Genomic DNA, 14,346 nt, shown 5'->3' with positions numbered 1-14,346 from the left:
CGTGGGGTGTCGGGGGGGGGTTCAGGCGTGCCGCTGCAGCCAGTCCAGCAGCAGCCGGTTGAAGCGCTCCGGCTGCTCCATCAGGAAGAAGTGGCTCGCGTTCTCGAACATCTCGGTGCGGGCGTTCGGCAAGCCTTCGCTCAGGATGCGGGTGGCCGTGGGGGAGCAGATCGGGTCGGCGGCGCCGGCCATCACCAGCGTGGGTTGCGTGATGCGGGCCAGTTCACCGCTCGTGTCGTGCGCCTGGCAGGCTTCGTTCTGCCGGCTGTAGCAGGCCGGCAGGCGCGTCTCGCCCCCGAGCAGGCGCTCGATCGCGGCGACCTGCTCCGCCCGGGTGTTGAAGAACTCCGCGGAGACGAAGTTCTGCACCGAGTGGCGCGCGTGGTCGGCCCAGCTGCCGCGCCATTCCAGCGCCTCGCGCATGTTGGACAGCACGCGCCGGCCCAGCGGATCGAGCCTGGCGAACGAGGCGCACAGCACCAGGCTGGCCACGCGCTGCGGCGCCATCAGCGCCATGTGCTGCGCGATCGCGCCGCCCATGGAGCGGCCGACGACCTGCGCCTGCGCGATGCCCAGGTGGTCCATCAGGCCCAGCGTGTCGGCCGCCAGGTCGCGCGTGCTCACCGGCTCGTCGACCTGCGTGCTGCGGCCGGCGCCGCGGTTGTCGAAGGCGACCACGCGGAAGTGCGGCGCGAGCAGGGCGATCTGCGCGGCCCAGGCACCGAGGTCGCCCGCCAGCCCGTGGATCAGGACCACGGCCGGCCCCTGGCCCTCTTCCACGTAGCGCAGCGTGTAGCGCCCGATGCGGGCTTCCAGTTCCTTCATCCCGGCTCCTTGTCAGTGCACGCCCAGGTGCCGCTGCAGCTCGGGCTGCCGCTGCGCGAATTCGTCGCCCGTTCCCGAAAAGACCACCCGGCCCGTATTGAGCAGCACCACGTCGTCGGCCAGCTTCATGGCCAGTCCGAGGTTCTGTTCCACCAGGAGGATCGAGACGTCCTTCTTGAGCTCGGCGAGCACGTTGCCCAGCTCGCGCACGATCTGCGGCGCCAGGCCCTCCGAGGGTTCGTCCAGCAGCAGCACGCGCGGGCTGGTCATGAGGGCGCGGCCCACGGCGAGCATCTGCTGCTCGCCGCCGGAGAGGCTGCCGGCGAGCTGCTTCTCGCGCTCCTTCAGGCGGGGAAAGATCTGCTGCACGTCCTCGCGGGTCCAGCGCTTGCCGCCGGCCTGCGCGCCGCGGCGCGCCGCGACGTCCAGGTTCTCGCGCACGGTGAGGGTGGGGAAGATGCGGCGGCCCTGCGGCACGAAGCCCACGCCCTGGCGGCAGATCGCCTCGGGCGCGGCGCCCTGCAGCTCGCGCTCGCCGATGCGGATGCGGCCGGAGCGCGGCGGCAGGAATCCCACCACCGCGTGCATGCAGGTGCTCTTGCCGGCGCCGTTGCGCCCCAGCAGCGCCAGCAGGCGGCCGGGAGCAACGTCGAGCGAGACGTCGTGCAGCACGTGGCTGTCGCCGTAGAACGCGTTGATGCGATCGATCGAGAGCAGGCTAGTGGCCAAGGTAGATCTCCCGCGTGCGCGGATCGTCCACGACCTGCGTGCGCGTGCCGGCGGTGATCACCTGGCCGTAGTGCAGCAGCGTGATGCGGTCGGCCAGCGCCAGCGCCACGTCCATGTCGTGCTCGATCATCAGCACGGTGATGTCGCGCGAAATCGAGCCGAGCAGCGCATGGACGGTCGCGCGCTCCTCGGCCGACAGGCCGGCGAAGGGCTCGTCCAGCAGCAGCAGCACCGGGTCCTGCGCCAGCGCCATCGCGATCTCGAGGCGGCGCTTCTCGCCGTAGGAGGTCTGTTCCAGCGGCAGGTCCGCCTTGTCGGCGAGGCCCACGGCCTCGAGCTGGCGCAGCGCGCGCTCGCGCAGCTGCCGCTCGCGCCGCAGCGCGCCCCAGGGCCGCCAGCGCAGGCGCGACTTGCCCATGAGCGCCAGCATCACGTTGTGGACCAGGGTGTCGCGGCCGAAGAGGGTGAGGATCTGGAAGGTGCGGGCGATGCCCTGCCGCGCGCGCAACGCGGTCGGATGACGCGTCACGTCGCGGCCCGCGAGCCGGATGCTGCCCGCATCGGCATCCAGGTCGCCGGCGATCAGGTTGAACAGCGTGGTCTTGCCGGCGCCGTTGGGGCCGATGATCAGGTGGCGCTCGCCCGGTTGCAGCGCCAGGTCCACGCTGCGTGTGACCTTCAGGCCACCGAAGGCCTTGGTGAGGCCCTGCACTTCGAGCACGGCACTCATGGGGCCTTCTCCAGTGCCACGGGATCGGCAGCCAGCGCCGCCTCGGGGTCCATGCGCGGCACGCGGGCGCGCACGCGCGTCCACAGCCGCTGCGCTCCGGGCACGATGCCGCCCGGCACGAACATCACGATCAGCACGAAGACGATGCCCAGCAGCATGATCCAGCGGTCGATGTAGGCGCTGGCCACGTTCTTCAGCAGCACCACCAACGCGGCGCCGGCGACCGGGCCGACCAGGGTGCCGGGGCCACCGGCGATCACCATCAGCAGCATCTCCGCCGAGCCCGCCAGCGACAGGCTGTGCGGGCTGATGAACTGCTGGTAGTACACGTACATGAGGCCCGCGACGCCGCCGAGGACGCCGCTGGCGGTGAACGTGAACCAGCGGATGCGCCAGACGTCGTAGCCCAGCGTGCTCATGCGCCGCGGCTGGTCGCGCGTGCCGCGGATGGTGGCGCCGAAGGGCGAGTGGACCAGCACCCGGATCGCGAGGAACACGAGCGCGAATACCACCAGGGCGAACCAGTAGAACGCGCGCGCATCGTTCAGGTCGAGGCCGAAGGGCGCCGGACGCGTGAGGCCCGACAGGCCGTTGTCGCCGCCCGTGACGCTGGCCCACCGGTACGCCAGGCCCCACAGGACCTGGCCCAGCGCCAGCGTGATCATCAGGAAGCTCAGGCCCGACGCGCGCAGCGCCACCAGCCCGAACACGGCGGCCATCAGGCCGGTGAAGCCGAGCGCCCCAGCGGCGGCGGCGAGGTGGCCCCACTTGAGGTTCAGGACCAGCCAGGCGCTGGTGTAGGCGGACAGGCCCAGGTAGCCCGCGTGCCCGAGCGACACCAGCCCCGCGTAACCCACCAACAGGTTGAGGCTGAGCGCGAACAGCGCCGCGATCAGCACCTGGCTGGCGAGGTTGACGTAATAGTCGCCCCCCAGCCAGAAGGGCGCGGTCGCCAGCACCAGCGCCAGCACGCCGGTCGCGATCGACTGCCGGGTTCCGCTCATGCCGTGATCCTCCCGAACAGCCCGCGCGGACGCACGGCCAGGATGATCACCATCGGCAGGAACAGGATGATGTAGGCCAGGTCGGGCAGCAGCACCTGGCCGAAGGTATAGATGAAGCCGACCACGAAGCTGCCGACGAAGGCGCCGAACAGGCTGCCGAGGCCGCCCAGGATCACGACGACCAGCGCCAGCGGCAGGGTGTCGGCCTCCATGCCCGGATAGACCGAGAGGATGGGCGCGGCCACCACGCCGCCGAGCCCGGCGAGCGCGGTGCCGAGCGAGAACACCAGCACGTACAGCCAGGGCGCCGGGATGCCGATGCTGCGCGCCATCTGCATGTCGTCGACGCTGGCGCGGATCATCATGCCCACGCGCGTCTTCTCCAGCAGCAGCCACAGCAGCAGCGCCACCACGATCGCGATCAGCAGCACCGCGAGGCGGTACAGGGGGAAGGCCATGCCGAACACGCGCACCGCGCCGGCCAGCAGGGGCGGCGGCGACACCGGCTGCGGGTCGCCGCCCCAGAACCAGAGGCAGAAGTCCGCGATGATGAAGGCGATGCCCAGCGTGGCGAGCACCTGGCTCAGGGGATTGCCGGCGAGGCGCCTCAGCACCACGCGTTCGACCACGGCGCCGAGGCAGCCGACGGCCAGGCCCGCCACCAGCATGGCCACCAGGAAGGAGGCGCCGCTGCGCAGCAGGCTCAGGCCCACGTAGGCGCCCAGCATGAAGTAGGCGCCGTGCGAGAGATTGGCGATGCGCATCAGGCCGAAGATCAGCGAGAAGCCCGCCGCCAGCATGAACAGCACGCCGCCGAGGGCAAGGCTGTTCAGGCTCTGGATCACCCACAAGTTCATTCGCGTTCTTCCGGCCGGCTGCGCGCTGGTTTACTTCTCGATGTTCTTCGCCGGCGGCCAGTCGCGCGAGTACACCGGGTTGGCCAGGAAGTCCTTCGTGTCGTACTTCCAGAACTGGCTCACGCCGGGATAGGTCTTCACCACGGTGTTCACCAGGCGCCCGTCCTTGCGCTCCACCTTGCGGATGTACACGTCCATCAGCGGGTTGCCGAGCGCATCCAGCTTGATGGTGCCGCGCGGGTCGTTGGCCACTTCCACCTTCCGCAGCGCCGCCATGAAGGCGTCGCGGTCCTCGATCCTGCCCTTCACGGCCGCCACGGCCTGTTCGAGCATGAGGGCCGCACCGTAGGCGCCGATGGAGTAGTAGCCGGGATCCTCCTTGTACTCGCGGCGCATGGCTTCGACGAACTTCTGGTTGTTCGCGTTGGCGATGCCCGCGGTGTACCAGCCGGAGGAAACGATGCCCACGGCCTCGTCGCCCATCATCTTGAGCACGCCCTCGTCCACCGTGGTCATCGCGCCCAGCACCGGGATCTTGCCCTTGAGGCCGTACTCGTTGTATTGCTTGAGGAACTTCACGCCGTTGCTGCCGGCGAAGGCGGCGAACACCGCGTCGACGTCCGGCTTGATCTGGCTGATGTAGCTGCCGTAGTCGGCCACGTTCAGCGGCGACCAGAGCTTCTGCACCACCTTGCCGCCGTTCTCCTCGAAGGTGCGCTGGAAGCCGGCGGCGATCTCGTGGCCGAAGGCGAAGTCGTCGGCCACGATGGCGATGCGCTTGTACTTCAGCTCCCTGGCCGCGTATTCGCCCAGCGGGTGGTTCGGTTGCGCCGAGGTGCCCACGGCCCGCACGAACCACGGGTTGGGCTTGCGCTGCGTCAGGTCCTCCGCGGCGGCCGAGGGCGAAATGACGGGCACCTGCACCTTGCGGATGTAGTCGTCCACGGCCAGCGCCTCGAAGGCCGCCAGCGGGCCGATGATCACCTGCACCTTGTCCTTCTCCACCAGTTCCTGCGCCTTGGTCTTGGTGATCGCGGGCTGGCCGCCCGTGTCGGCGGTGAAGAGTTCGACCTTGCGGCCGGCGATGGTGTTGTTGCGTTCCTTCAGGAACAGCTTGAGCGCATCTTCCATCTGCTTGCCGCCGGCGGCGAGCGCACCCGACTTGATGGTGAGGAAGCCCAGCCGGATCGGCTCGCCCCCCTGCGCGAAGGCGCCCATGCTGAATGCCGAGGCGGCGACGACCACCGCCGCGGATACCAGATTCCTGACCATGCCTTGTCTCCTTGAATGCTGCGAACCCACTGTTTTTTGGACAGCCGTGATATCTCAGGACCGCACGGTACAAACTCGCGTCCGCAGGGGCTATGCGGGTAATCCCTCCGTCGGGTATTCCTCGCAACGGGGCGGCACGATGGCTAAGATGGGGCCGTCGTGATATCTCACGAACCGCCCCAGCCAGAACTTTCCGAGATCCGTGCAAGCCATCCAGACCGCCACCCCCGAACCCGCCAGCCGCCTCTGGCGGGAGCGGATCTACGAGCAGCTGCGCGCGGACATCCTCAATTGCGCCCTGCCGCCCGGCGCCGAGATCCGCGAAGGCGAGCTGGCGCTGCGCTTCGGCGTGAGCAAGTCGCCGGTGCGCGACGCGCTGATGCACCTGCAGCGCGAAGGGCTGGTGCTCACGCTGCCGCGCCAGGGCTACCGCGTGTCCTCGGTGTCGCTGGCCGACGTCGACGACATGTTCCACCTGCGCGCCGCGCTGGAGCGCGCCTGCATGGAGCGCATCGTGCGCAACGCGAGCGACGAGCGCCTGCAGGCACTGGAGCGCTTCCGCCGCTTCGAGCCCGCGGACTGGGCCGGCGGCTTCATCGAATACAACCGCGCCTTCCACCGCAGCCTGGCGGAAGTGGCGGGCAATGCGCGCATGCGCGACCAGCTCACCGACCTCATCGACCAGATGGAGCGCGTGGTGCGGGTAAGCGTGGCCAGCATCAAGCAGGGCGATCCGCAGGTCGTCGTGCGCGAACACGGCGTGATGATCGACGCGCTGCAGGCGCGCGACACGCGCCGCGCGGAGCGCCTGGCGGAGCGGCACATCGCCACCGCCGGCAAGCGGGTGCAGCAGGCGCTCGCCCGCCTGGTCGTTCCCGGCTGATTCCATCTCCTTCCAGCAAGAAAGGTCTTCCCAATGTCCGCAGCCAACGCACGGGTGCCCGTCCACGGCCTGTTCATCGACGGCAAGCAGGTGCCCGCCACCAGCGACGAGCGCCTGGACGTGCTCAACCCGGCCACCGGCGAGGTGCTCGCGCAGATCAGCCATGCCACCGACGCCGACGTGGACCGCGCGGTGCGCAGCGCCGGCGCGGCCTTCGAGGCGAAGGAATGGGCCTCGATGTCGAACCGCACGCGGGCGAAGTTGATCAACAAGCTGGCGGACACCTTCGAGGCGCACCTGGAGGAGATGTACACGCTGGAGACGGCCAACAACGGCCGCTCGGTCAACGAGACCCGGGCGCAGATCTCGCGCCTGCCGGACTTCTTCCGCTACAACGCCGGCCTGGCGATCGCGCGGCGCGACGCGGTGATCCCGGTGGACGGCAACTACCTGAACTACACGATCCGCACGCCGGTGGGCGTGGTGGGCAACTCGACGCCCTTCAACCACCCGCTGATGATCATGGTGAAGTCGCTGGCGCCGACGCTGGCCTCGGGCTGCACCACCGTGGTCAAGCCCTCGGAGTACACGCCGCTGACCACGCTGCGGCTGGCGGAACTGTTCGTCGAGGCGGGCCTGCCGCCCGGCGTGTTCAACGTGATCACCGGCCTCGGCCCCACCACCGGCAAGGCGCTCGCGTCGCATCGCGGCATCGCCAAGTGGGTGCTCACCGGCGGCACCGAGGCGGGCCGCATCACGGGTGCGCTGGCGGGCAGCAACTTCGCCCACCAGACGCAGGAGCTCGGGGGCAAGACGCCGGTGCTGGTGTTCGACGATTTCGACGTCGACCAGGCGGTGAACTACGCCGCCTTCGGCGCCTTCATCGGTGCCGGCCAGACCTGCATCTGCGGCAGCCGGCAGATCGTGCACGAGCGCGTGTACGACGAGTTCGTGGCCAGGCTGGCCGAGAAGGCGAAGACGATCCGCATCGGCAACCCGGTCGATCCGACCGTGCAGCTCGGCCCGGTGGTGTCCAGGCGCCAGCAGAACCGGGTGATGGAGTACGTGCGCATCGGGCTGGAGGAGGACAAGGCGCGCCTCGTGGCCGGCGGCCGCGTGCCGGCGGACCCGGCGCTGGCCAGGGGCTTCTTCGTCGAGCCCACCGTGTTCGCCGACGTCACGCCGCGCATGCGCATCTTCCAGGAGGAGGTGTTCGGACCCTTCGTCTCGGTGAGCAAGTTCTCCACCGAGGAAGAGGCGATCGCGATGGCCAACGATTCCGCCTTCGGCCTGGCCGGCGCGATCCGCACCGGCAACGTGACGCGCGCGCACCGCGTCGCCGCGCGCCTGAAGTGCGGCATCGTGTGGGTGAACGACCACCACCGCCTCGACCCCGCTTCGCCCTGGGGCGGCGTGAAGGATTCGGGCATCGGCCGCGAGTGCGGCACCGAATCGTTCGACGCGCACTTCGAGACCAAGAGCGTGATGATCCGCCTCGATGACGCGCCCTTCGACTGGTACAAGGACACGGCAAAGCAGCCGCGGCTGAACTGAGATGCCTGGCTAGTGCGTTTGCGTGCTGCACTGCGCAAACGCCTGTCGCACTGCAACATAAACCCGCGAAACTCCTATGCAGGTTTAAGGGTCCCTCCTCTCTGGCAAACGGCTCGCTTACAGCGCGCAAAGTATTGCGCCGCACCATTGCGATCCGTTACATCATCGCGGACTTCCTCGCTACGAACGGTCTTCGCATTGTCATGAAGCCGTCCTAGCATGGTTCCAGCAGACGCGACGAGCAGGAGAGCTTTGGATGACTTCCGCTGATTACCGGATCGAAAGCAGCCAACCCATCGCCGGTCGTTTCTGGCCCGCCAACGGACTGCGGCACTACGCCGTCCACGACCGCGCGCTCGCTGTGAGCCTGGCCGCCAAGAGCTTCACCGCCGACAGCGAGATCCGCGTGGTCCACGTCCCCACCGGCGAGGTGGTGTTCCGCAAGCCGCCGCAGCGGCGGCAGGAATGGGCCAGCGACGATCTCTGATCAAGGGCGTGCCGCGTCCGGCGCGGCACGCAAGGTCCGACTGAGAAGGACCACCGGCACCAGGCCGACCAGCACCAGCGCCAGCGAGGGCAGCGCCGCCTCCCCCAGGCGTTCGTCGCGCGCGAGCTGGTAGGCCACCACGGCCAGCGTATCGCTGTTGAACGGCCGCAGCACCAGCGTGGCCGGCAGCTCCTTCATCACGTCGACGAACACGAGCAGCGCCGCCGCCGCGGTGGAGCGTTTGAGCAGCGGCCAGTGCACGCGCGCCAGCAGCGCGGGGCCGCCGGTGCCCAGCATGCGGGCGGAATCGTCCAGGCTCGCCGGGATGCGCGCGTAGCCGCTCTGCACCGACTGCAGCGCGACCGACACGAAGCGCACGAGATAGGCCCAGACGATGCCGAGGATGGTGGCCGTCATCCAGTAGCCCACGCCGCTTTGCGGCCACACCTGCTGCAGCCAGCCGACGGGCAGCAGCAGGCCCACGACGAGCACCGCGCCCGGCACGGCGTAGCCCAGTGCGGCGAGCTGCACGACGCCGCGCGTCATGCCGCCGGGCGAACGGCGCAGGCGGAACGCGAGCAGCACGGCGATCCCGACCGCCAGCGCGGCGCTGATGGCGCCCAGGCGCAGGCTGTTGAAGGACCACTGCAGGAAGCGGTCCCAGGGCAGCGCGGACCAGTCGGCGGCGAGCGGCCGCAGCATGAACGCGACCGGCAGCACGAAGCCGAGCAGCACGGGCCCGCCGCACACGGCCCAGGCCGTGAAGCGGGCGGCGCCGCGCAGCAGCACCGGTTGCGCCTCCGCCCCGCCGCGCGCACGGCCGGCGGTGAAGCGCAGCCGCTTCTGCGCCCGCGTCTCCGCCGCCAGCAGCACGGCCACGACCAGCAGCAGTACCGTGGCGAGCTGGGCCGCCGCGATGCGGTTGTCCATCGCCAGCCAGGCCTTGTAGATGCCGGCGCTGAAGGTCTGGATGCCGAAGTAGCTCGCCACGCCGAAGTCCGCCAGCGTCTCCATCAGCGCCAGGGCGACCCCGGCCGTGATCGCCGGCCGGGCCAGCGGCAGGGCGACGGTGCGGATGCGGCGGGCCAGCGGCGCGCCGAGCAGCCGCGCCGCCTCCATGAGCTGGGCGGCCCGCTCGGCCAGCGCCGTGCGCACCAGCAGGTAGACGTAGGGATAGAGCGAGAAGACGAACACGGCCACCGCGCCCGGCAGGTTGCGCACCTCGGGAAAGACGCGGCCCTCGAGGCCGAACTGCCCGCGCAGCCAGGTCTGCAGCGGGCCGCTGAACTGCAGGAAGTCCGTGTACGCGTAGGCGACCACGTAGGCCGGCATGGCCAGCGGCAGCAGCAGCGCCCATTCGAAGGCCCGGCGGCCGGGGAAATCGAATAGCGTGACGGCCGCCGCCGCCGCGGTGCCCACGGCCGCCGCGCCGAGCCCCACGGCGATGCACAGGACCAGGCTGGTGAGCGCGTAGTCGGGCAGCACCGTGGCGCCCATCTCGCGCAGGATCTGGCCGCTGGCCGCGTTCCAGGACAGCCAGGAGGCGAACACGGCCAGCACCGGCAGCACGAGCGCGCCGGCGACCAACAACAAGGGCAGGTCGGCCAGCCGACGCAGGTTCATGGGGCGGGAGCTTAGGCAGGCAGCGCCGGGGGGCGCTTGTCATTCGTCAAGTGAATGAGAATTGTATGCAACTAGAATCGTCGCATGCATCTCGAGCTGCGCCTGCTGAGCGTCCGCTACCCGGGGCGTCCGCGCCCGGCCGTCGAAGGCGTGTCGCTGGGCCTGCGCGCCGGCGAGATCGGGGTGCTGATCGGGCCTTCCGGCTGCGGCAAGACGACGCTGCTGCGCGCCGTGGCGGGGCTGGAACCGGCGAGCGGGGGCCAGATCCTGATTTCGGGCTCGCAGGTCGCGAGCGGCACCGTGAACGTGCCGCCCGAGCTGCGCCAGATCGGCATGGTGTTCCAGGACTACGCCCTCTTCCCGCACCTGGACGTGCAGCGCAACGTGGCCTTCGGGCTGGAGCGGCGCCTGTCGCGCGCCGAGCGCAAGGCGCGCGTGGAGGAGGTGCTGGGCCTGGTCGGCCTGGAAGGCACGGAGAAGCGCATGCCGCACGAGCTCTCCGGTGGCCAGCAGCAGCGCGTCGCGCTGGCGCGGGCACTGGCGCCGCGGCCGCAGCTGCTGCTGCTCGACGAGCCCTTCTCCAACCTCGACGTGGACCTGCGCGAGCGGCTCGCGCACGAGATCCGCGGCATCCTGAAGGCGGCCGGGGCCACGGCCCTGTTCGTCACGCACGACCAGCTCGAGGCCTTCGCGATCGGCGACGTGATCGGCGTGATGCACGAGGGCCGGCTGCACCAGTGGGACGACGCGTACACGCTGTACCACCGGCCGGCCACGCGCTTCGTCGCAGACTTCATCGGCCACGGCGTGTTCGCGCCGGCCACGCTCAAGCGCGTGGGCGACCAGGTGGTGGTGCACACCGCCCTGGGGCCGCTGACCGACGGCTCCGAATGCGTGCTGCCTTCGGCGTTCGGCTTCGGCCAGTGCGAGGTGCTGCTGCGCGCCGACGACATCGTGCACGACGACGACGCGCCGGTGAAGGCGCAGATCGTGCGCAAGGCCTTCCGCGGCTCCGAATTCCTCTACACGCTGCAGCTGGCCTCCGGCGACACCCTGCTCGCCCACGTGCCCAGCCACCACGACCACCGCATCGGCGAGTGGATCGGCATCCGCGCCCAGGTGGACCACGTGGTCACGTTCCAGCGCGAGTCGGCGGCCGCGGCGCCGCCGATCGCGTCGTTCCCGACTTCCACGCCCGGGGTCCTGTAGTCTGGTGGTGGCGAAGGAACCCCAGCGATGCGCGAAGCGCCGGGGTTGCGCTGGCGCTCCGCCGCCAGCCTACGATTTCCTCAACGCGTCCACGACCGCATGCAGCTCGTGCGCCCACTGCCGCCGGTCCCGCCCCTCGTCGCGCTGCGGCTCGCCGAAGCGCACGTGCGCCACGAACGGCGCCCCCGCCAGCGTGCGCCACAGCGACGTGAACAGCGAGTCGTCGCCGAGGTAGAGCGGCCCCGGGCTGTTCCTGCCGGTGCGCCGGTCGACGAAGCGCAGCGCCACCGGCTGCACCGGGGCCTGCGCGGAGATCGCCGCCTGCACCAGGTTGGCATGGAAGGGCAGCAGCGTGTCGCCGTCGCCGGTGGTGCCTTCCGGGAACACCGCGACGATCTCGCCGCGCTTGAGGCTCTCGGCCATGTGGTGAACCACGCGCATCGCGTCGCGCCGCTTCTCGCGCTCGATGTAGAGCGTGCCGCCGCCGGTGGCCAGCGTACCGATCAGCGGCCAGTGCTTCACGTCCGATTTCGACACGAAACGGCAATGCCGCGCCGCGTGCATCACGAGGATGTCGAGCCAGGAGATGTGGTTGGCCACCAGCAGCATGGGCCCCTGCACCGGCGGCTCGCCGCTCACGTGCAGCGGGATGCCCAGCACGCGCAGCATGCGCTGCGCCCAGGCCTGCACGGTGGCATCGCGCCGCTGCTGGTCCCAGCGCGGGAACAGCAGCGTGATGGTCAGCCAGCCGGCGAGCGCATGCAGCACCGCGCGCCACAGGCGCCACAACGCGCGCAGGTGCCTCAAGTGCAGCCGCCGCCGGGCCGCCCCAAGGCGGCTGCCGCCCCCGCGGGAGGCAGCGCAGTCCACGAAGTGACAAGCGTGGGGGCCATCATCTTGCCTCGTAGGCCACCTGGCCGCCGACGATGGTGTAGCGCACCGACGCCGGCAACTCGTGCCCCGCGAACGGCGTGTTGCGCCCCTGGCTGCGCAGGCGCGCCGGCTCCACCCGCCACGCGCCCTTCGGGTCGAAGATGCAGACGTCCGCGACGCCGCCATCGAGCAGCTGGCCGGCGCTGGCCTGCAGCGTGCCGAGCGAGGAGCCGAGCACGCGGGCCGGCTCGCTGGTGAGCACCCCGAGCGCGCGCATGAGCCCGACGCCGTCCTCCTCGCCCCACTTGAGCGCCAGCCCCAGCAGCAGTTCCAGCCCCGTCGCGCCGGCCTCCGCCTCCGCGAAGGGGAGCGTCTTGGCGTCCTCGTCGACCGGCGTGTGGTCCGACACCAGCGCATCGATGGTGCCGTCGGCCAGGCCGGCCCGCAGCGCGTCGCGATCGCGCTGCTGCCGCAGCGGCGGGTTCAGGCGCATGCGCGAATCGAAGTAGCCGATGTCGACGTCGGTGAGGTGCAGCGAGTTGATGCTGACGTCGCAGGTGAGCTTCAGGCCCTCCTGCCTGGCCTGCCGCACCAGTGCCACGCCCGCGGCGCTGCTGATGCGGCAGATGTGCACGCGCGCGCCGGTGATGCGCATCAGCTCGAAGATGGTGTGCAGCGCGATGGTTTCGGCCGCGGTCGGCACGCCGGGCAGGCCGAGCCGCGTGGCCAGCGCCCCGCTGGCGGCGACGCCCTTGCCCAGGTAATAGTCCTGCGGCCGCAGCCACACCGGGTAGCCGAAGGTCGATGCGTAGAGCAAGGCGCGCTGCAGCACCTGGGTGTTCTGCAGCGGCACCTCCGCCTGGCTGAAGCCGATGCAGCCGGACTCGGTGAGCTCCGCCATCTCGGTCAGTTCCTCGCCCGCGAGGTTGCGCGTGAGCGCGCCGAGCGGGAACACGCGCGCCTGGTGCAGCTTCTCGGCGCGGAACTTGAGCATGTCGACCAGGCCCGGCTCGTCCAGCACCGGTTCGGTGTCGGGCGGGCACACCACCGAGGTGACGCCGCCGGCCACCGCGGCGGCCATCTCGCTTTCCAGCATGCCCTCGTGTTCGTGGCCCGGCTCGCGCAGGCGCACCGCCAGGTCCACCAGGCCGGGCGCGACGATGCAGCCGGCGGCGTCGATCACGCGGTTGGGGCTGAAGCCCTCCGGAATGTTGCGCACCGCGAGCACGCGGCCTGCGGCCAGCGCCACGTCGCAGGTCTCGTCGAACTGGCGCGCCGGGTCGATCACGCGGCCGCCCCTGATCAGGATCTTCATGCCGCCTCCCGCACGTTGCCGGCGACGATGCCCATCACCGCCATGCGCACCGCGATGCCGAAGGTCACCTGCGGCAGGATCACGCTCTGCTTGCCGTCCACCACTTCCGAATCGATCTCCACCCCGCGGTTGATGGGGCCCGGGTGCATCACGATCGCATCGGGCCTGGCCAGCGTCAGGCGCTCCTGCGTGAGGCCGTAGCGCTTGAAGAACTCCTGCGAGGACGGCAGCAGCGCGCCGCTCATGCGCTCGTTCTGCAGCCGCAGCATGATGATCACGTCGCAGTCGCGGATGCCCTCTTCCAGCGAGTGGAAGACCCGCACGCCCATGTTCGCCATGTCGCCGGGCACCAGGGTCTTGGGGCCGACCACGCGCACCTCGGCGCAACCGAGCGTGGTCAGCGCGTGGATGTCCGAGCGCGCCACCCGCGAATGCAGCACGTCGCCCACGATCGCCACCGTGAGGTTGGCGAAGTCCTTCTTGTAGTGGCGGATGGTGTACATGTCGAGGAGGCCCTGCGTCGGGTGGGCATGGCGGCCGTCGCCGGCGTTGACCACGTGCACGTGCGGTGCCACGTGCTGCGCGATCAGGTAGGGCGCGCCCGACTCGCTGTGCCGCACGACGAAGATGTCGGCGGCCATCGCGGAGAGGTTGGCGATCGTGTCCAGCAGCGTCTCGCCCTTGGAGGCCGAGGAGCGCGAGATGTCCAGGTTGATCACGTCGGCCGACAGGCGCGTGGCGGCGATCTCGAAGGTGGTGCGCGTGCGCGTGCTGTTCTCGAAGAACAGGTTGAACACGCTCTTGCCGCGCAAGAGAGGCACCTTCTTGACTTCGCGGTCGCTGATGCTCACGAAGTTGGACGCCGTGTCGAGGATGTGCGTCAGGATGTCCTTCGGCAGCCCCTCGATGGAGAGCAGGTGGATCAGCTCTCCGTTCTTGTTCAGTTGCGGGTTTCGTTTGTAGAGCATGAGTCTGGTTCTGGAAG

General features: G+C 70.1%; 14 protein-coding genes. 4 read left to right on the top strand and 10 right to left on the bottom strand.

Annotation, left to right across the window (positions count from 1 at the left end; genetic code table 11):
* Positions 1 to 21: 21 nt before the first annotated feature.
* Genes WG923_RS26435 through WG923_RS26410 form a run of 6 tightly spaced genes read right to left on the bottom strand, consistent with a single transcriptional unit; the run spans position 22 to position 5,417 of the window.
* Positions 22 to 825 (bottom strand): alpha/beta fold hydrolase, encoded by an 804-nt coding sequence (locus tag WG923_RS26435; protein ID WP_340354014.1) that lies wholly within the window; start codon positions 823 to 825, stop codon positions 22 to 24.
* A gap of 12 nt (positions 826 to 837) precedes the next feature.
* On the bottom strand, positions 838 to 1,554 hold the full coding sequence (locus WG923_RS26430; protein ID WP_340354013.1) for an ABC transporter ATP-binding protein: 717 nt from the start codon (positions 1,552 to 1,554) through the stop codon (positions 838 to 840).
* Entirely contained in the window at positions 1,544 to 2,284 is a 741-nt protein-coding gene (locus tag WG923_RS26425; RefSeq protein ID WP_340354012.1) for an ABC transporter ATP-binding protein, read from the bottom strand. Before WG923_RS26425 ends, WG923_RS26430 begins: the two co-directional genes overlap by 11 nt.
* Positions 2,281 to 3,288 (bottom strand): branched-chain amino acid ABC transporter permease, encoded by a 1,008-nt coding sequence (locus tag WG923_RS26420; RefSeq protein WP_340354011.1) that lies wholly within the window; start codon positions 3,286 to 3,288, stop codon positions 2,281 to 2,283. Before WG923_RS26420 ends, WG923_RS26425 begins: the two co-directional genes overlap by 4 nt.
* Positions 3,285 to 4,145, bottom strand: coding sequence for a branched-chain amino acid ABC transporter permease (locus WG923_RS26415; protein ID WP_340354010.1), 861 nt, complete (start codon positions 4,143 to 4,145; stop codon positions 3,285 to 3,287). The genes WG923_RS26420 and WG923_RS26415 overlap by 4 nt, the downstream gene beginning before the upstream one ends.
* Before the next feature lie 30 nt (positions 4,146 to 4,175).
* A complete protein-coding gene (locus WG923_RS26410) occupies positions 4,176 to 5,417 on the bottom strand; it encodes an ABC transporter substrate-binding protein (protein WP_340354009.1) in 1,242 nt (413 codons plus the stop codon).
* A gap of 202 nt (positions 5,418 to 5,619) precedes the next feature.
* On the opposite strand from WG923_RS26410, the gene WG923_RS26405 reads away from it, so the two are divergent.
* The 3 genes from WG923_RS26405 to WG923_RS26395 all read left to right on the top strand — a co-directional run bounded on the left by WG923_RS26405 (position 5,620) and on the right by WG923_RS26395 (position 8,341).
* The gene (locus tag WG923_RS26405) at positions 5,620 to 6,300 is read left to right on the top strand and encodes a GntR family transcriptional regulator (protein WP_340354008.1); all 681 of its coding nucleotides are present in this window, start codon (positions 5,620 to 5,622) and stop codon (positions 6,298 to 6,300) included.
* 33 nt (positions 6,301 to 6,333) lie between these two features.
* Entirely contained in the window at positions 6,334 to 7,854 is a 1,521-nt protein-coding gene (locus WG923_RS26400; protein ID WP_340354007.1) for an aldehyde dehydrogenase, read from the top strand.
* Positions 7,855 to 8,110: 256 nt separating this feature from the next.
* Positions 8,111 to 8,341 carry a hypothetical protein gene (locus tag WG923_RS26395; RefSeq protein WP_340354006.1) on the top strand — a complete coding sequence of 77 codons (231 nt, stop codon included), beginning with the start codon at positions 8,111 to 8,113 and terminating at the stop codon, positions 8,339 to 8,341.
* Here the strand turns inward: WG923_RS26395 and WG923_RS26390 are convergent, their stop codons facing one another.
* Positions 8,342 to 9,964, bottom strand: a complete 1,623-nt coding sequence (locus WG923_RS26390; RefSeq protein WP_340354005.1) for an ABC transporter permease — start codon at positions 9,962 to 9,964, stop codon at positions 8,342 to 8,344.
* A gap of 84 nt (positions 9,965 to 10,048) precedes the next feature.
* On the opposite strand from WG923_RS26390, the gene WG923_RS26385 reads away from it, so the two are divergent.
* Positions 10,049 to 11,173 (top strand): ABC transporter ATP-binding protein, encoded by a 1,125-nt coding sequence (locus WG923_RS26385; protein WP_340354004.1) that lies wholly within the window; start codon positions 10,049 to 10,051, stop codon positions 11,171 to 11,173.
* Positions 11,174 to 11,242: 69 nt separating this feature from the next.
* Here the strand turns inward: WG923_RS26385 and WG923_RS26380 are convergent, their stop codons facing one another.
* From WG923_RS26380 to WG923_RS26370, 3 genes are all read right to left on the bottom strand, one after another.
* Positions 11,243 to 11,980, bottom strand: a complete 738-nt coding sequence (locus tag WG923_RS26380; protein WP_340354003.1) for a lysophospholipid acyltransferase family protein — start codon at positions 11,978 to 11,980, stop codon at positions 11,243 to 11,245.
* 85 nt (positions 11,981 to 12,065) lie between these two features.
* Positions 12,066 to 13,361, bottom strand: coding sequence for a dihydroorotase (locus tag WG923_RS26375; RefSeq protein WP_340354002.1), 1,296 nt, complete (start codon positions 13,359 to 13,361; stop codon positions 12,066 to 12,068).
* Entirely contained in the window at positions 13,358 to 14,329 is a 972-nt protein-coding gene (locus tag WG923_RS26370; RefSeq protein ID WP_340354001.1) for an aspartate carbamoyltransferase catalytic subunit, read from the bottom strand. Before WG923_RS26370 ends, WG923_RS26375 begins: the two co-directional genes overlap by 4 nt.
* Positions 14,330 to 14,346 lie beyond the last annotated feature (17 nt).

The sequence above is a fragment of the Ramlibacter sp. AN1133 genome (assembly GCF_037890035.1).
In the GTDB taxonomy this organism is placed as follows: Bacteria; Pseudomonadota; Gammaproteobacteria; order Burkholderiales; family Burkholderiaceae_C; genus Ramlibacter.
The sequence above is the reverse complement of the archived record's forward strand: the minus strand, read 5'-3'. Positions and strand labels throughout refer to the sequence as shown.